Origin of the sequence: Sphingosinithalassobacter sp. LHW66-3 (assembly GCF_050703275.1) — a bacterium.
In the GTDB taxonomy this organism is placed as follows: Bacteria; Pseudomonadota; Alphaproteobacteria; order Sphingomonadales; family Sphingomonadaceae; genus Sphingomonas.
Window position 1 is genome coordinate 1,397,335 of the sequence record NZ_CP193482.1, and the last position, 15,676, is coordinate 1,413,010.

A 15,676-nucleotide genomic window follows, 5' to 3' on the forward strand; every position below is an offset into this window, starting at 1 on the left:
CAAAGTCGGGACACCGCGCGCTGCGCTCGCTGCACGTCCCTCGACTTTGCTCGGGACGAACGGCTCGTGTGTGGCCACGCGCTCACTGCCGCGTCAGTTCGCGGCCGATGATCAGGCGCATCACCTGATTGGTGCCTTCGAGGATCGAATGCACGCGCAAGTCGCGCCAGAAGCGTTCGATCGGGTAATCCATCAGATAGCCGTAGCCGCCGTGGAGCTGGAGCGCGCGATCGACCACCGACGAACCCGTGTCGGTGGCGAATCGCTTCGCCATCGCCGCGAATCGAGTCTTGTCGGGCGCGTTGGCCGTCACCTTTGCGGCAGCGAGATATAGCAGCGCGCGCGCCGCCTGAAGCTCGGTGTCCATGTCGGCCAGCGTGAACTGGGTATTCTGGAAATCTGCGATCGGGCGGCCGAACTGCTGACGGTCGCGGGTATAGGCGATCGCCTCGTCGAGACAGCGCTGCGCGCCGCCCAGCGAGCAGGCACCGATGTTGAGCCGGCCGCCGTCGAGCCCCATCATCGCGATGCGGAAGCCCTCGCCCTCGGCGCCGACGAGATTCTCCACCGGCACGCGGACTTCATCGAGGATCACCTGGGCGGTGGGCTGCGAATGCCAGCCGAGCTTGCGCTCCTGCGCGCCGAAGCTGACGCCCGGCATGTCCTTTTCGATCACCAGGCAGCTAATGCTTCCCGAGCCGGTGTCGCCGGTGCGCACCATGGTCACATAGATTTCGTTCTCGCCGCCGCCCGAAATGAACTGCTTGGTGCCGGTGACGACATAATTGTCGCCGTCGCGCACCGCCTGAGTCTTGAGCGCCGCCGCATCCGATCCCGCCGAGGGTTCGGTGAGGCAATAGCTCGCCATCCGGTCCATGGTGACGAGGCTCGGCAGGTACTTCGCTTTCACCGCGTCCGAGCCGAACCGGTCGATCATCCAGCTCGCCATGTTGTGGATCGAGATGAAGGCGCTGGTGGAGGGGCAGCCATAGGCCATCGCCTCCATGATCAGTGCCGCCTCGAGCCGGCCAAGGCCGATGCCGCCCGATTCCTCGGAGACATAGATGGCGGCGAAGCCCAGCTCGGCCGCCGACCTGATCGTGTCGCGCGGGAAGATGTGCTTCTCGTCCCATTCGCCGGCGTGCGGCGTGATGTTGTCGGCGGTGAAGCGCTGCGCCATTTCCTGGATCGCGCGCTGATCGTCGGTAAGCTCGAACTGGTCGGTCATCATTCCTCGCAACGGGTATAGGTGACGGGCGGCATCTCCGCCTGCTCGCGGCGCAGGCGCCGTCCGTCGTCCAGCAGGGTGAGCGTGTTGGTCTGCGTCCAGGTTTCGCCTTCGCCGGTGAAGGCCAGATCGAGGCGGATGCTGGAATCGGAGAGCTGCTCGACTCGGCCCGGCGTGGCGGCCGACTCGTAGAAGACGAGCGTGTCCGGCTCGATCCGGAGCCGCTGCTCGGCGCCGCGCGCACAGCCCCCCTCGCCCGCCGACCAGACGCCGCGATACCCCATCGGGATCGGGCCGTGGCGAGTATCGGTGGCGGCGGCGACCGAAGGAGTGGGCTCGGGCGTGGGAGGTCCGGCGGGCGCGGAGGCAGGATCGGTGGCGGTGCCGCTGGGCATCGGCTCGGGTTGCGACGGCGATTGCGCCTCGCAGCCGGCGAGCAATGCCGCAGCCGTGGCGAGCGCGACGATACGCATCATGGACGGGTCTCCTCATGCAGAACGCGCGCGGCGAAAAGCGGGGCGGCGATCGCAGTGTCGTTTCGCTCGTACCAGCGCGGCGGCGGCAGGTCCTGTTCCCAAGCCAGCATCTCGGTCAAGGTGCCGTTGGCGAAGGGCACGTCGGGAAGCGCGCGGTAGATCGGATCGGCGAACGCCGCGTCGGCAGTGACGATGGTCCAGCCGGCCTCGCGCAGCGCGGCGACCAGATCGTCGACGAACAGCGCGGCGAGATCGGTCTCGTGAAGCAGCAGCATATGCGCTGGCGAGCGGCCGATCGCGCGCTGCGCCAGCCGATCGGCGAACTCGGCGGATTCGAGATGAGTCTCGACATAGAGGTCACGCAGCGCGTCGAGGTCGATGTCCTTGCCCGCGCGCCGCGCATCGACCGCGAGCTGCTCCATATGCCAGTCCGACCCGTCGACCGTGACATAGCCGTTGGACAACCCGCGCTCGGCAAGCCCGGCGCGGACCGCATCGCGCTTCGCCTTGTCGCGCCCGCCTTCGTCGAGAAACGGGTGGCGAAACCAGGGACGATAGCCAGGGCGGCCGCGCAGCCACGCCTCGGCGCGGTCGATATCGGCGAGATAGTCAGCAGCGGACATCGCCGAGAGGTGCGGATGGCCATTCGTGTGGTTGGCGATCACATGGCCGGCCGCGACATAGGCATCGATCGTCCGCGCGTCGCCGTCGGCAGGTGCGATCCGGGCGGGATTGACGAAGAAGGCGGCTTGCTCGACTCCGGCCGTGCGCAACGAAGCGATGAGCATCGCCGGACGCTCGGCGGGAGCGACGAACGCACCGGGGCCGCGCGGAACATCGTCGAAACTGAGGGCGATGCGCTTGCCGGGCGATTCTTCGGCATTCGCCAGCGGCAGCAGCTGATGCACGGTCAGTTCGCGCGGCAGCAGCATGGTCACCAGCGCGACGAGGAGGAGAAGCGCGCGGACCGTCACGACGCTGCCGCATCGCCCGACGAAACGACCGGGCCGGATTTCAGCCGCTGCATTCGCTCTCCCCTCCGACGATCGCATCCGCCTCGATCTCGATCTTCCACTCCGGGCGGAGCAGCGCCGAGACGACGACCATCGTAGCCGCGGGACGCGCAATCGCCAGCCACCGCCCGTGCGCGGCGCCGACCGCCTCGGCATCGGCGGGGTCGGTGATGAACATGCGGGTGCGCACGATATCGGCGCCGCGGCCGCCGAGATCCTCGATCGCCTTGAAGATCAGCGCAAAGCAGCGATCGGCCTGTGCGCCGGCATCTCCCGGAGTCGAGCTGCCGTCGGCTTCGATCGGGGCGGTGCCGGCGACGGTGATCGTGTCGCCGGTGCGCACCGCACGGCAATAGGCGAAGGGCTGTTCGTAGGGCGAGCCGGAAAACACCTGTCGGCGAGTCACTGCATCAGCCATTCGAGCGCTTCCTCCTTGTCGACGAACACGCGCAGATTCGGCGCCTGCATCGCGCGTTCCGCCTGTTTCTTGTTCAAGATGCTGCCGACGACGATCGCCACGCGTCCGCTGTTCACCTGCGCCCCGGCAAGCATGAGTTCGCCGAGCCGGTCGGCTACCTCGACCGACTGCACCGCGAAGGCACTCGAATCGCTGAGCACCGGAAAGCTGGAATGTTGCTGCCGAACGCGCGCCGCGACCTCGACGAGCTCGGTACGGAATGCGTCAAGTGTCCCGAGCGACCAGAAGCCGCGCAGCGTCAGCTTCAGGAGACCGCGCTGTTCGTCGAACCGAATGTCGTAGCTCGCAGTCTCCATCGTGCTGCTCCTTACCCCATCGTCGGGATGACGAAGGCGTCCTGGATGCGCGCCGCGGCGCCATCCTCGCTACCGCGCGGGAGATCGCCCGCGCCGTCGGGCCAGCGTTGGGTGATCGTCTTGACCTTGGTCCAGAAGCGGACGCCCTCGGGGCCATGCTGGTTGACGTCGCCGAACGCCGAGCGCTTCCAGCCGCCGAAGCTGTGATAGGCGACGGGCACCGGAATCGGCACGTTGATCCCGACCATGCCGACATTCACTCGATGCGCGAACTCGCGCGCGGCATGGCCGTTGCGCGTGAAGATCGCGACGCCGTTGCCATATTGATGCTCGCTCGGCAGCCGCAGCGCGGACTCGAAATCGGGCGCGCGGACGATCTGCAGCACCGGGCCGAAGATTTCCTCCCGATAGCTTTCCATATCGGTCGTCACGCGGTCGAACAGCGACGGACCGATGAAAAAGCCTTCTTCATGCCCCTGAAGCTGAAAGCCGCGGCCATCGACCACCAGCTCGGCGCCTTCGTCGACGCCCTTCTGGATCCAGTTCTCGACACGCTCCTTGTGCGCGGCGTTCACCACCGGCCCGTAATGCGCCTCCTGATCGGTAGAGACGCCGACACGCAGGCTCTCGATCGCGGGGATCAGCTTCTCGCGCAGGCGATCGGCGGTTTCCTCTCCGACCGGCACCACGACGGGAAGCGCCATACAGCGCTCGCCCGCCGAGCCAAAGGCTGCGCCGGACAGGTCCTGCACCACCTGGTCGAGATCGGCGTCGGGCATGACGATGCCATGGTTCTTCGCCCCGCCCATCGCCTGGACGCGCTTCCCGGCAGCGACTCCGCGCCGATAGACATAATGCGCGATGTCGGACGAGCCGACGAAGCTGACCGCGCCGATCGCCGGATGATCGAGAATCGCGTCGACCATCTCCTTGTCGCCCTGCACCACCTGCAGGACGCCCTCGGGCGCGCCGGCTTCGAGGAACAGTTCGGCGAGGCGGACGGGAACGCTCGGATCGCGCTCCGACGGCTTGAGGATGAAGGCGTTGCCCACCGCGATCGCGACGCCGAACATCCACATCGGGATCATCGCGGGGAAGTTGAACGGCGTGATCCCGGCGCCGATGCCGATCGGCTGGCGCATCGAATAGACGTCGATGCCCGGGCCCGCGCCCTGGGTATATTCGCCCTTCAGCGCATGCGGGATGCCGCAGGCGAATTCGATCACGTCGAGCCCGCGCTGCACGTCGCCGCGGGCATCGGCGATCACCTTGCCATGTTCGGAGCTGAGCAGATGCGCCAGCTCCTCCATGTTCGCCTCGACCAGCTCCTTGAACTTGAACATCACGCGCGCGCGGCGCTGGGGATTGGTCGCGGCCCAGCCGGGCTGCGCGGCCTGAGCGGCGGCAACCGCCTTGTCGAGTTCGGTCTGGGTGCCGAGCTGGACCTTCGCCTGAACCTTGCCGGTGTTCGGATCGAAAACGTCGCTCTGGCGCGCGGCACCGCCCCCCGAGTGGCCGGCGATGAGATGATCGATGGTACGCATGGCGCTCTCCTAGGGCTGGCGCTGCTCTCTCGCGGGATACAAACCGCGGGCGCCGAGTCGAGTGCCGTGTAATAAAATTGCGCGGCTTGGGGCAAGAGGCCTCAGGATTTCACCCGCCCGATCGGCACCGGAATCGCGAATCCCAGCTCGTCCGAGATCACCATGACCTCGACGCCGAACGCCTCGCGCAGCGGCTGATGCGACAGCACCTCACGCGCCGGGCCGAAGGCGATCACTCGCCCGTCCTTCAGCAACAGCACATCGTCCGCCGCGCGCGCCGCCTGGACGAGGTCGTGGAGCACCAGCACCACTCCCAGTCCCGATCCGGCCAGCCCACGCAGCTGTTCGAGCAGATCGAGCTGATGCCGGGGATCGAGGCTGGCGAGCGGCTCGTCCGCCAGCAGCCATTCGGGCGTGCCGGCGAGCACGCGCGCGAGCAGCACCCGCGCCCGCTCACCGCCCGAAAGCGCATCGGCCCGCCGCTTCGCGAAGCGAGTCGTGCCGGTCGCCTCCAGCGCCGCCGTCACCGCCGCCTCGTCGGCGGGGGAGGGTCCGGCGAAAGGCGCGCGATGCGGCAGGCGGCCGAGCGCCACCAGATCGCGCACCGTGACGTTCCAGTGCACGCGCGCATCCTGCGGCAGATAGCCGATCCGCCGTGCCCGCTCGCGCGGATCGAGCCGACGCACGACGCTCTTCCCCAGCCGGACCTCGCCCGCGTCGGGATCGAGCAGCGCGACCATCGTGCGGACCAGCGTGGTCTTCCCCGATCCGTTCGCACCGAGAATCGCCGTGACGCGGCCCGCGCGGAAGCGGGCCGTGACATCCTCAAGGACACGCCGCTCGCCAAGGCTGACGGCAAGGCGGTCGACGCTCAGATCCATGCCGACCGCCGCATGCGCAGAAGCAGCCAAAAGAAGAAGGGCGTTCCGATCAGCGCCATTGCCACTCCCAGCCGAATCTCCCCCGCACCCGGCGCCAGCCGCACGAGGCTGTCGGCCAGGAGCACCAGCACCGCGCCGCCCAGCGCGCTCGGCACCAGCAGCGCGGAGGGGCGCGCACCGGCGAGCGGGCGCAGCAGATGCGGAACGATCAGCCCGACGAAGCCGACCACGCCCGTCACCGCGACGCTGGCACCCACCGCCAGCCCGGAGCCGAGCACGATCAGCAGCTGCGTCCGATCGAGCCGTTCGCCCATCGAGCGGGCCGCGTCCTCGCCCAGCGTCAGCGCGTCGAGCGCACGGCCGGTGAGCAGCAGCAGACCGCAACCGACGAGGATGAACGGCAGCGCCAGCACCACTTCGGCGAAGCTGCGATCGGTGAGCGCGCCCATGATCCAGTCGATGATCTCGGCGGTTGCCCAGGGGTTGGGCGCGACCGAGATGAGAAAGGCAGTCAGCGCGCCGCCAAGGCTCGCGAGCACGGTGCCCGCCAGGATGAAGGCGACCGCGCTCTGCGCGCGCCAGGCGAGCCCCGCCAGCAACAGCATCGACCCACAGGCGGCGAGCATCGCGCAGCCGAAGATGACGAGCGGCGCATCGGCGGCGAACAGCACGATCGCGGCGACCGCGCCCAGCGCGGCACTCGACGAGATGCCGACCACCGCCGGATCGGCGAGCGGATTGCGCAGATAGCCTTGCAGGACCGCACCGGTAAGTCCCAGCGCAGCGCCGATGGCAGTCGCGAGGATCGCGCGCGGGAGGCGCAGCTCGGTGACGATCAGGAAGCGCGGATCGTCGTGCAGCCACCAGGCGCCGAGCGGCACCCATACCTTCCCCGCGGCCAGCGAGCCGACGAACAGCAGCACGACCAGCGCCGCCAGCCCGCCGATCAGCCCGGCGCGGCTCATCGAATCTCGCGCCGGATCGCGGCGAGGCGCGTCATCGCCTCCGCGATCACGGGGCCGCCGCAGTTCACGAGGTGCCGAGGAAAATGCGCCTGTTCCACGCGCGCGCCCATATGCGAGAGCACCCGCCCCCGCAATTGCGCCGCGCGCGCGCTGGCCGAACGGCCGGGCGCGTCGGGCACCAGCATCACGCGCGGCGGATCGGCGATGACATGCTCGGCGGGAAGATAGCCGGTGAAGCGAAGACCATAATCGGCGGCCGCATCGCGGAAGCCGGCGCGATCGAGCATCTCGCTGAGCAATGTCCCGCTTCCCGAGACCAGATTGCCGCGGATCCAGACGAGCGCGGCGACCGGCGGCTCGGCGGGCGGCCGGGCGGCCGCAACTGCGGCATCGATTCGGGCGATGAGTGCGTCTCCCGCAGCCGGGGCACCCACCGCCTCCGCCAGCTCGGCCACCTGCGCCTTGCTGCCAGCGATCGTCGTCGGCGAATCGAGGTAGAGCACGTCGAGCCCCGCGCGGCGATAGGCCTCGCGAGTCGAGGCCTGGGTGAAGCTGCTCGCCACCACTAGGTCGGGATCGAGCGCGATCACTTCCTCGGCAGTGCCGGCGGTGGTTCGGAAGCGGCGCGCCGTCTCGATCGGGATCGAGGTCGCCATCGGATCGGCGGAATAATGGCTAATCGCCGCGATCCGGTCATCCGGCACCAGCTCGACCAGCATCGCATCGGCGCAGGGATTGGTCGAGACGATGCCGCCGGTCGACTGCGGGGCCTGCCCGCAGCCGCCCAGAAGCAAAATCAGCGCCGCGACGCCCCCCGGCACTCGTGTCGGCGGGCGTCCGACACGATCGTCAGCCGAAGGGGCGCCGCCGGCCGCCATCAATCGAGCCGCAACCGGACACCGGCATAGGCGGCGCGCCCGTAGGTGCCGTAGCCCGCGACCGTCTCATACTGCTCGTCGAACAGATTCTCGACGCGGCCGTACACTGCGATCCGCTCGGTCACCGGCATCTCGGCCCGCACGCTCACCAGTTCATACCCGTCGAGCCGCGTGTAATTGCCCTGATCGTTGAAGCTGTCGCCGACGATGGTGAAGGTCGCTCCAAGCGCCAAACCGAACGGCGCGCGCCAATCGACCAGCACGCTCGCCGCATCGTCCGGCCGTCGCGCCAGATCGTTGCCGACGAAGCCCTCCGACCGGTTCTCTGTATCGGTGTACGTATAGTTCGCGGTCAGCCGAAGCGCCACGACCGGCCGCACCGACAGCTCGAACTCGACTCCCTCGGCCCGCGTGCGCGCCAGATTGGCATAGGTGTAAGTCGCCGGGTCGAAATCGATCTGGTTTCGCGTGTCGCGATGGAAATAGGTGGCGCCGATGCGAATGCGCTCGTCGAGCAACGACTGCTCGACGCCGGCTTCCCAGCTCTCCGCCGTCTCCGGCTCGAGCGTGGCCGTGCCGTAGAAGGGTGCGAAGAGCTGATAGAGGGTCGGCGCCTTGAACCCCTCGCCATAGCTTGCGCGCACCAGCGTTCCGGTGGCGAGCTGCAGCGCCGCATTGGCGCCGAAGCTGGTGTGATCGCCGAAGTCGCTGTGCGAATCGTTGCGCACGCCGGCGGTCAGCGTGAGCGGCTCGATCGGCGTGACGATCGCCTGGCCATAGACGCTGGTGAGATCAGCGCGAAAGGTTTCCGAGCCATCGTAGAAACGCAGATTTTCGTGCTCGGCGCCGAACACGAAGCGCAGCACACCGTCGGCGAGCCGTGCATCGCCCTGATATTCGTACCGCTCGGTGCGCCCGCGATAGAGATAGATCGGATCGGTGCCGACCGCAGGATCATAGCTGTCGCGATTGATGTCGGCGAGCGAGAAGCCGAGCCGGTTCGTGACCGGACCGAGCTCGGCGAAGATGCCGGCGTAGCCGAAGATCTGCTGTGCCTCGGCATATTCGGCGGTATCGACGAAGCCGTAGGGCGGCGCTGACTCAAAGCCATCGAGATCGAAGCGGCTGTCGGCATAATAGCCGCGCAGCTCGGCGCCGAGTCCCGGCGCGACCTCGGCGCGGAGGCGTCCGGTGGCGCGATATTGGCGATAGCCGTCGGGCTCGGTGCCGCTCGCCGCATTGGAGATGCCGTCGGTTTCGAACCAGCCGCCGCCGATCGCGCCCTGGATTCGATCGTTGCCGGCGGCGATGCTGGCATTGGCGGCGATCTGATCGGCAGTGCCATATTCGGCATCGGCCCGCGCCGCGAGCCCGTCGACCGGCGCCGTGGTCACGATATTGACGACGCCGCCGATCGCCTGGCTGCCCCAGACCACCGAGTTGGGCCCGCGCAGCACCTCGACTCGCTCGATCGAGCCGGTCAGCAGATTGCCGAAATCGAAACTGCCGCCCGGCGAGGAGGGATCGTTCACGCGGACGCCGTCGATCAGCACCAGCGTCTGCTCGGCCTCGGCGCCGCGGATGCGAACGCCGGTGAAGCCGCCGATCGCGCCGTTGCGGCTCGTCGCCACGCCCGGCGTGGCGGACAGGAGATCGGAGAGCACGACCGACTGGCGCCGTTCGATCTCCTCGCGCTCGAGGACCGTGATCGAACGTCCGGTCTCGTCGGCCGACTGGGCGACGCCGGAGGCAGTGACGACGATCGCTTCGTCCTCGGCGGCGACCTGGGCCGCAGCAGGCGCGGCCGGAAGCAGCGCCGCGGAGGCGCACAGGAGAATACGGTAGTTCAACATTCGCAAAGCACCCTTGTCGGCAGGGTCTTCGCGCTGCGACCGACCCCGCGTGTGGTGTCGCTCGCTCGAGGATTTCGCCCTCGTCCGCCCGGTGCACCCCGCCCGCGCGATGGAATCGACGGCGACGGGCAGGTCTCCTGGCTTCCGGGTCGCCGCCGGATACGCCGCCTTCCCAGGGCGAGCCCCAGTGGCATGTGGCGTACCGGCTCTCCGGTTACAGTTGCGGGGGCAGCCGCGGCATTGCGGAGTTGCCTCCACGCACCGCATTCCCTCTTGATCCCACCTCGGCGGGAACCCGTCACGGGCCGTCCACTAGCTCCTGCTCTACGTGCTAGCAAGAGCGGCGGCGGAGCACAGAAAAACGCCGTTTGTCGCCGAACTGTCACCAACGGCTAATCGCCTCTTTACCAAGCCGCCCCTAATCCTGCCGGCGATGCTTCATACCGCTCTCGCCCCGGAACCCGCCGAATCGCGTCGCCCCCTTCCCGGGAGCTGGCTGACCGACGCCGAACGCGATCCGCCGTCGCTGTCGCTGGACGGCACGTTGTTCGACGCTGTCGACGTGTTTCATCGTGATACCGATCTGCGGCTGGTGCCGGTGCTCGACAGCGAACGGCGCCCGGTGGGGGCGGTGTTCGAAAAGGACGTGCGGCGGCTGCTGCTCAATCCCTTCGGTCATGCGCTGCTGCGCAACCCTGCCTATGGGCGCGGCATCGCCCGCCACGTCCGCCCCTGCCCCACCGCCGAAGTGACGCAGGATGTCGGCGCGCTCATCGACGCCTATCGGGAGTCGAGCGGGGCGGAGGGCATGATCCTGACGCACGGAGGCCGGCTGTTCGGCGTGATCACCAATCGCCGCCTCGTCCATATTGCCGCCGAGCGCGAACTTCGCTCGGCGCGGACCCGCATCGCCCGAGCGCAGCGGATCGAGCGCGCGAGCGAGCGTTTCGAAGGCCAGGTCCAGTCGGTCGGCGAGGCGATGACCCGACTCGCCGAACTCGTCCAGCGCAACGCCGGAGCCACTGCCGAGCGCGCGCAGATGGCGGGCGATCATGCGACCGCCGTGGCCTCCGCCGCATCGCAAACCAGCCAGAACATGGGCGAGATCGCCGAACGGGGGCGCGAGCTCGCCGTATCGCTGGGGCGGATCGGCCGCAGCACGCGCGAGACGGAGACGGCGGCGGCGGACGCACTGGCACTGGTGAGCACCGGAAGCGCGCGCGCGCGCGAGTTGCTGGACTCCGCCCAGTCGATCGATTCGGTGATCGCCCTCATCAGCGAGATCGCGCGCCAGGTGAATCTGCTCGCGCTCAACGCCACGATCGAAGCGGCCCGCGCGGGCGAGGCCGGCCGCGGATTCACGGTCGTCGCCAACGAAGTGAAACAGCTTTCGACGCAGACCGGCAATGCCGCCGAGCGGATCACCGCCCATGTCCGCGAAATCCGCCACGGGATCGACGAAGTCGCCGCTGGCCAAGAGAGCGTCGAACGAGCGATCGCCACCATGGCGGCACTCGCCGGCGACGTGCAGGGTGCCGTCGGAGTGCAGGAAAACGCCACGCGGACAATCGCGCTCAACGTCGATGAAGTGGTCGAGGCGACCAACGCGATCCACCGCGACGTCGAGGCGATCGGCGGCACTTCCCGCGCCGCTTCCGACAGCGCGCACGAGATGCAGGAGCTCGCCGATCGGCTGCTGGTGGACGCCAGCCAGCTGTCACATCAGGTAGCGGCGTTTCTCGACGAAATCCGCGAGGCGTGAACCAGGCCTCCAGGCGCCGTATCGCGGTCGCCCGACCGAGCCTTCGTCCGTTCACATGCGATCGACGCGAGCAAGCGAAAGCCTTCAGGCAATCTCCGGCCCCCGCAACACAGCAAAGCCATTCGGCAAGGTTCCTGCCTGGTATCGCTCCGCGGCTTCCCGCATCACATCGCCATAGATAACGCTTTGCGCGGCATGTTGCGGGTGATTGAACGTCTCGAATCGCTGGCCCGCATAGGTCGACACATAAACCGATTCCCAGCCATGCTTCTCGACCCAACGGAAGCCGCGATACTCGATGTCGAGCATCAGCACGCCCACCTCTTCGCACAATTCGCGCAGCATACCGTTCCAGTGCGAGAAGCTGTACAGTCCGTCCACCGCCACGCCATTACCGGTCCAGTCCTTGTTCTGGAGCTGCTGCGAAGGTGGGGGCACCAGAATTTCCTCTGCGGGGGGCGCGTAATGCTGGACCAAGGTCCAGAACGTACCGCTTTCCTTGATATCGCCCGGCTGTACCCGCAGCACGCTCTCCGAAACCCTGGCAGCGACGACCATCGTCTGGCCGTTGTTAGCGCCGCCATCCTGCCGAATGCGCAACTGCGACCCTGCTTGCACGAAACGACCGGGACCGGAGGACAGCAGCGCCGGATCCACTGTGATCTCGCCTCGGGCTGCATCGAACGTCAGCGTGGCGTGCTGGAACAACGTGGCGCATTCGGGCGGATAGGCGATGCCCTCCACCAGCGCCGCCGCCATTCCCGCTGGCGTGGCTTTTTCCGGCCACATGTGGATGGTGTTGCACACGATCGGGCGCACGCCCTCGCCCTTCAGCGCGACGAGGAAATCCTTCAGTACGTTACGCGTGAACGCTGCGTTCGGTCCGCGACTGTTGACGCCATAGACGGTGCCGCTGTTCATCGCGAGGCCAAGGAAGGCGATATCGTATGGCTTTCCGGCAGCCCCGGCATATTGCGCGACCACCTCATGATCGAATGATCCGCCCACAGCCACGTTGCGCTCCGTAACCGCGCCATCGGCCGTGGTGCGCAGTTCGCGCAGACGATTCACGAAATAGGCCACCGGCGCGTGATCGGCCATAAACTGGCTCCGGTCGGGATAATTGCCGCCGACCAGATCCGCGCCGAGGAATACCGACATGCCCGTGGTGACGACTTTCACGGCGGCGGCCGGAGACGGAGAAGGCGTCGGCGACGGACTCGGCGTGGGAGTGGGACTGGGGGCGGGTGTCGGAGTGGGCGTTACGACAGTTCCTCCGGTCGATCCGCCACCACCGCTGCACCCGGCGAGCAACGCCGTCGCGCCGAGACCCTGGACCATAGACCTGCGTGAAATAGTCATCCCCACCCCCTGAACGCCGCATCCGGTTGGCGACGCGACGGGCCGCATCTACGCACGGCATTGATGTTACGACAGGTAAATTTTGATACCCTGCCTGTGTCGCTGGAGTAGCTTCTACGTCGCCATGAATCTTTGCCTGACGTTATGCTTGACCTTGTCGTACGTATCGAGTGACGGCCGTTCTATGTTTACGGTCATCTTCGTCCGAGACTCAGAAGCCTTGGCCTAGGTGTGCGACAGTATCGTCCCGAAACAACCGCTTGAGCAATCCGCGCGGCGTGAACTACGCCTCCGGGCGAGTCCAGATCCAGCTGCCGCCCAGAATCGCCGCCGCGACCGGGACGAGCGACCAGGGTAGCGGTACCAGCAGCAGTCCGAGGGCGATGCTGAAACCGAACGCCAGCAGCGCGGCGCGCTTCCCCCGCCGGCTGATGGCTCCCTTTTCCCGCCAGATGACGATGTGCGGACCGATTCGAGGATGGTCGAGCAGTCGCCGTTCGAGCGCGGGACTGCTTCGCGCGAAGCAGAAGGCGGCGAGAATCAGGAAGGGCACGGTCGGCAGAAGCGGCAGCACCGCGCCGACCAGGCCCAGCCCGAGCGCGACGAACCCGGAAATCAGATAGGCGATCCTGCGCATCCTTGCCCGGCTAGCGCAGCTTGCGCCGCGCGTCCCGCCAAATCACCGGCGCCCGACCGCAGAATCGAAAAAGCCCGCCAGGCGAAGCTGACGGGCTTTTCGAAAAATGGTGGGCGCGGCAAGGATTGAACTTGCGACCCCTGCGATGTCAACACAGTGCTCTACCACTGAGCTACGCGCCCCCGGGAGCCGCGCGCTTTACCGAGAGTCGTTCCCCCTTGCAAGCGCCTCGACACTTCCGGTTTCAGTTTCGGCTCGGAACGCTCTCCGCTTCGAACAACCGATCGACTTCCAGCACCAGATCGCGGAGGTGAAACGGTTTGGAAAGCACCCGCGCCTGCGGCACCTGCTTCCCTGCCTTCAACGTCACCGCGGCAAATCCGGTGATGAACATGACGCGCATATCGGGCGCAATTTCGCTCGCGCGCTGCGCCAGTTCGATCCCGTCCATCTCCGGCATCACGATATCGGTGAGCAGCAGATCGAATCGCTCGTTCTCGAGCAGCGGCAGCGCCGCCGTCCCCCGATCGACCGCGCTCACTGCATAGCCCGACCGCTCAAGCGCACGCGCAAGATACTCGCGCATGACGCGATCGTCTTCGGCCAGCAAGATCCTGATCATCACCACCCCACGAGTTCGGCCGCAGACTATGCGGGAAGGCCTTAAGATTTTCCAGCTTCGTCGCAGACTTGTTGCCCCGGCGGCGATCGCTCGGCTAGGCAGGAGGCAGTGACGGATACGTCCTCCTTCGTCCGCCACGGACCCGCGGAGCCGCTAAGCCCCGTCGTACTTTCCGTCCCGCATGCCGGGCGCGAATATCCGCTGCCGCTGCGCACTGCGCTGCGCGTTCCGCTCGACCATCTGAAATCGCTGGAGGACCGCCACATCGACGCAGTGGCGCTGGCGGCGCACGGCGGCGAAACCCTGTTCGTGGCACGGCTCGCCCGCGCCTGGATCGATCTCAACCGCAGCGAAGCCGAGCGCGACCCGCGAGTGGAGGAAGGCGTAACCGGCGGCCAACCGCAATCGGCGAAACTGCGCAGCGGCCTGGGGCTCGTTCCGAGGCGGGCGGGCAACAGCGCCGACATCTGGCGACGGCGCTGGTCCAGCGACGAAGTGACGGCGCGCATCCGCAGCGACCATCGCCCCTATCACGCGGCGGTGGAAGCGGCGCTGAAGGCGGCGCGCGACCGCTTCGGAATAGCCGTGCTGCTCGACATCCATTCGATGCCGCCGCTCACCCCGGCCGGGAAGGCGCCGCGAATCGTTTTCGGCGACCGGTTCGGCCGCAGCGCCTCCAGCCGCTTCCTGAGCCGTCTGGAAGGAGTTGCGCGCGCCTCGGGAGTGCTCGCCGCCGCCAACGCACCCTATTCGGGCGGGCATGTGATCGAGCGGCACGCCGCGCCCGCCGAAGCCATTCACGCGATCCAGATCGAGTTCGACCGGGCGCTCTACCTCGATCCCGCGCTCGACTCGCCCGGTCGCGGGATGGACTTCACCAGCGGACTGCTGCGGGCGATGATCGACGCGATTGCCGACGAAGCCTCGCCCGGCGCGCAAGCGGCCGAATAGCCATAAAAAAACCACCACGTGCACGAAGCACGTGGTGGCCAAGGTTCAGGGAGGAGACACGCCCGAAGGCGTGTCGCACGGCCCCGCGAAAGGGGGGACACGAGACCGTACGAACCTCAATATAGAGGGCGGATCACTTGGCTTCAAGGGGGCCAACACTCGGAAATACTGTAATCTTTTTGCAACCGCCCCGTTCAGGGCAGCATCCGTGCCAAGGTGCGGTCGCGCACCACGAAATGGTGCCGCAGCGCCGCGGCGACATGCAGGGCGACCAGCCCCGCCATCGCAAGGCCCATCAGTTCGTGGCCACCATGCGCAGCGCCCGCGAGCGCCTCGCCGACCGGCAGGACCGGAAGCTCGAACAGGCCGAACCAGTCGATCGGCCGCGGCCGCGCCGGATTGGACGAAAAGATCCAGCCGCTGAGCGGCAACAGGATCAACAGCGCATAGAAGAGCCAGTGCACGCTGCGGGCGAGCGCGCGTTCCCAGCGCGGACTGCCGGCGGGCAACGATGGCGGCCGATGGCTCAGCCGCCAGCCGAGCCTGGCGATGCTCAAGCCCAGGATCAGGATGCCGTTCGATTTGTGGAACGGCATGAGGCTCATGCCGTCGAACAGCGATTGGTGGAACAGGCCGATCGCGAGATTGACCAGCACCAGCGCGGCGATCACCCAGTGAAAGATGATCGCCACTCGGTCGTAGCGGCCCCGGAACGCGACCGCCAATTTTG

The 15,676-nt window shown here is 67.4% G+C and carries 16 protein-coding genes, 1 tRNA gene and 1 riboswitch; of the genes, 2 read left to right on the top strand and 15 right to left on the bottom strand.

Annotated features, from left to right (window positions below; genetic code table 11):
* Nucleotides 1-82: 82 nt before the first annotated feature.
* The 10 genes from ACQ450_RS06705 to ACQ450_RS06750 form a co-directional block, all read right to left on the bottom strand.
* Nucleotides 83-1,228, bottom strand: a complete 1,146-nt coding sequence (locus ACQ450_RS06705; protein WP_431471178.1) for an acyl-CoA dehydrogenase family protein — start codon at nucleotides 1,226-1,228, stop codon at nucleotides 83-85.
* Entirely contained in the window at nucleotides 1,228-1,704 is a 477-nt protein-coding gene (locus tag ACQ450_RS06710) for a hypothetical protein (RefSeq protein ID WP_431470986.1), read from the bottom strand. The genes ACQ450_RS06705 and ACQ450_RS06710 overlap by 1 nt, the downstream gene beginning before the upstream one ends.
* Nucleotides 1,701-2,678 (bottom strand): polysaccharide deacetylase family protein, encoded by a 978-nt coding sequence (locus ACQ450_RS06715; protein ID WP_431470987.1) that lies wholly within the window; start codon nucleotides 2,676-2,678, stop codon nucleotides 1,701-1,703. The genes ACQ450_RS06710 and ACQ450_RS06715 overlap by 4 nt, the downstream gene beginning before the upstream one ends.
* A gap of 40 nt (nucleotides 2,679-2,718) precedes the next feature.
* Nucleotides 2,719-3,135, bottom strand: a complete 417-nt coding sequence (locus ACQ450_RS06720; protein ID WP_431470988.1) for a RidA family protein — start codon at nucleotides 3,133-3,135, stop codon at nucleotides 2,719-2,721.
* The gene (locus ACQ450_RS06725) at nucleotides 3,120-3,491 is read right to left on the bottom strand and encodes a hypothetical protein (protein ID WP_431470989.1); all 372 of its coding nucleotides are present in this window, start codon (nucleotides 3,489-3,491) and stop codon (nucleotides 3,120-3,122) included. The genes ACQ450_RS06720 and ACQ450_RS06725 overlap by 16 nt, the downstream gene beginning before the upstream one ends.
* An 11-nt stretch (nucleotides 3,492-3,502) precedes the next feature.
* Nucleotides 3,503-5,035, bottom strand: a complete 1,533-nt coding sequence (locus ACQ450_RS06730; RefSeq protein WP_431470990.1) for a CoA-acylating methylmalonate-semialdehyde dehydrogenase — start codon at nucleotides 5,033-5,035, stop codon at nucleotides 3,503-3,505.
* A gap of 101 nt (nucleotides 5,036-5,136) precedes the next feature.
* Nucleotides 5,137-5,916, bottom strand: coding sequence for an ABC transporter ATP-binding protein (locus ACQ450_RS06735; protein ID WP_431470991.1), 780 nt, complete (start codon nucleotides 5,914-5,916; stop codon nucleotides 5,137-5,139).
* Complete coding sequence (locus ACQ450_RS06740) at nucleotides 5,907-6,881, bottom strand: FecCD family ABC transporter permease (protein WP_431470992.1); 975 nt, start codon at nucleotides 6,879-6,881, stop codon at nucleotides 5,907-5,909. Before ACQ450_RS06740 ends, ACQ450_RS06735 begins: the two co-directional genes overlap by 10 nt.
* Nucleotides 6,878-7,702 carry an ABC transporter substrate-binding protein gene (locus ACQ450_RS06745; protein WP_431470993.1) on the bottom strand — a complete coding sequence of 275 codons (825 nt, stop codon included), beginning with the start codon at nucleotides 7,700-7,702 and terminating at the stop codon, nucleotides 6,878-6,880. Before ACQ450_RS06745 ends, ACQ450_RS06740 begins: the two co-directional genes overlap by 4 nt.
* A 56-nt stretch (nucleotides 7,703-7,758) precedes the next feature.
* Nucleotides 7,759-9,612 (bottom strand): TonB-dependent receptor plug domain-containing protein, encoded by a 1,854-nt coding sequence (locus tag ACQ450_RS06750; protein ID WP_431470994.1) that lies wholly within the window; start codon nucleotides 9,610-9,612, stop codon nucleotides 7,759-7,761.
* A 110-nt stretch (nucleotides 9,613-9,722) separates the two neighbouring features.
* Nucleotides 9,723-9,926: riboswitch (cobalamin riboswitch) on the bottom strand.
* Between the two features lie 119 nt (nucleotides 9,927-10,045).
* Between ACQ450_RS06750 and ACQ450_RS06755 the strand changes: the two genes are divergently transcribed.
* Nucleotides 10,046-11,374, top strand: a complete 1,329-nt coding sequence (locus ACQ450_RS06755; protein ID WP_188055898.1) for a methyl-accepting chemotaxis protein — start codon at nucleotides 10,046-10,048, stop codon at nucleotides 11,372-11,374.
* Nucleotides 11,375-11,458: 84 nt separating this feature from the next.
* Here the strand turns inward: ACQ450_RS06755 and ACQ450_RS06760 are convergent, their stop codons facing one another.
* From ACQ450_RS06760 to cpdR, 4 genes are all read right to left on the bottom strand, one after another.
* Nucleotides 11,459-12,556, bottom strand: a complete 1,098-nt coding sequence (locus ACQ450_RS06760; RefSeq protein ID WP_431470995.1) for a hypothetical protein — start codon at nucleotides 12,554-12,556, stop codon at nucleotides 11,459-11,461.
* Between the two features lie 463 nt (nucleotides 12,557-13,019).
* Nucleotides 13,020-13,373: a YbaN family protein gene (locus tag ACQ450_RS06765; protein ID WP_431470996.1), complete on the bottom strand. Its 354-nt coding sequence runs from the start codon at nucleotides 13,371-13,373 to the stop codon at nucleotides 13,020-13,022.
* 107 nt (nucleotides 13,374-13,480) lie between these two features.
* Nucleotides 13,481-13,555: transfer RNA gene (locus tag ACQ450_RS06770), tRNA-Val, on the bottom strand.
* 62 nt (nucleotides 13,556-13,617) lie between these two features.
* Complete coding sequence (gene cpdR / locus ACQ450_RS06775; protein ID WP_188055900.1) at nucleotides 13,618-13,995, bottom strand: cell cycle two-component system response regulator CpdR; 378 nt, start codon at nucleotides 13,993-13,995, stop codon at nucleotides 13,618-13,620.
* A 108-nt stretch (nucleotides 13,996-14,103) separates the two neighbouring features.
* On the opposite strand from cpdR, the gene ACQ450_RS06780 reads away from it, so the two are divergent.
* Nucleotides 14,104-14,946 (top strand): N-formylglutamate amidohydrolase, encoded by an 843-nt coding sequence (locus tag ACQ450_RS06780; protein WP_431470997.1) that lies wholly within the window; start codon nucleotides 14,104-14,106, stop codon nucleotides 14,944-14,946.
* 194 nt (nucleotides 14,947-15,140) lie between these two features.
* On the opposite strand, the gene ACQ450_RS06785 is transcribed toward ACQ450_RS06780, so the two are convergent.
* A complete protein-coding gene (locus ACQ450_RS06785; protein WP_431470998.1) occupies nucleotides 15,141-15,671 on the bottom strand; it encodes a cytochrome b in 531 nt (176 codons plus the stop codon).
* Nucleotides 15,672-15,676: the final 5 nt, after the last annotated feature.

Bases quoted from the DNA above. Each gene is read 5' to 3' on its own strand.
- ACQ450_RS06735 (WP_431470991.1), bottom strand. From the start codon at position 5,916: ATGGATCTGAGCGTCGACCGCCTTGCCGTCAGCCTTGGCGAGCGGCGT.
- ACQ450_RS06765 (WP_431470996.1), bottom strand. From the start codon at position 13,373: ATGCGCAGGATCGCCTATCTGATTTCCGGGTTCGTCGCGCTCGGGCTG.
- ACQ450_RS06740 (WP_431470992.1), bottom strand. From the start codon at position 6,881: ATGAGCCGCGCCGGGCTGATCGGCGGGCTGGCGGCGCTGGTCGTGCTG.
- ACQ450_RS06725 (WP_431470989.1), bottom strand. From the start codon at position 3,491: ATGGAGACTGCGAGCTACGACATTCGGTTCGACGAACAGCGCGGTCTC.
- ACQ450_RS06710 (WP_431470986.1), bottom strand. From the start codon at position 1,704: ATGATGCGTATCGTCGCGCTCGCCACGGCTGCGGCATTGCTCGCCGGC.
- ACQ450_RS06720 (WP_431470988.1), bottom strand. From the start codon at position 3,135: ATGGCTGATGCAGTGACTCGCCGACAGGTGTTTTCCGGCTCGCCCTAC.
- ACQ450_RS06750 (WP_431470994.1), bottom strand. From the start codon at position 9,612: ATGTTGAACTACCGTATTCTCCTGTGCGCCTCCGCGGCGCTGCTTCCG.
- ACQ450_RS06755 (WP_188055898.1), top strand. From the start codon at position 10,046: ATGCTTCATACCGCTCTCGCCCCGGAACCCGCCGAATCGCGTCGCCCC.
- ACQ450_RS06705 (WP_431471178.1), bottom strand. From the start codon at position 1,228: ATGACCGACCAGTTCGAGCTTACCGACGATCAGCGCGCGATCCAGGAA.
- ACQ450_RS06730 (WP_431470990.1), bottom strand. From the start codon at position 5,035: ATGCGTACCATCGATCATCTCATCGCCGGCCACTCGGGGGGCGGTGCC.
- cpdR (WP_188055900.1), bottom strand. From the start codon at position 13,995: ATGATCAGGATCTTGCTGGCCGAAGACGATCGCGTCATGCGCGAGTAT.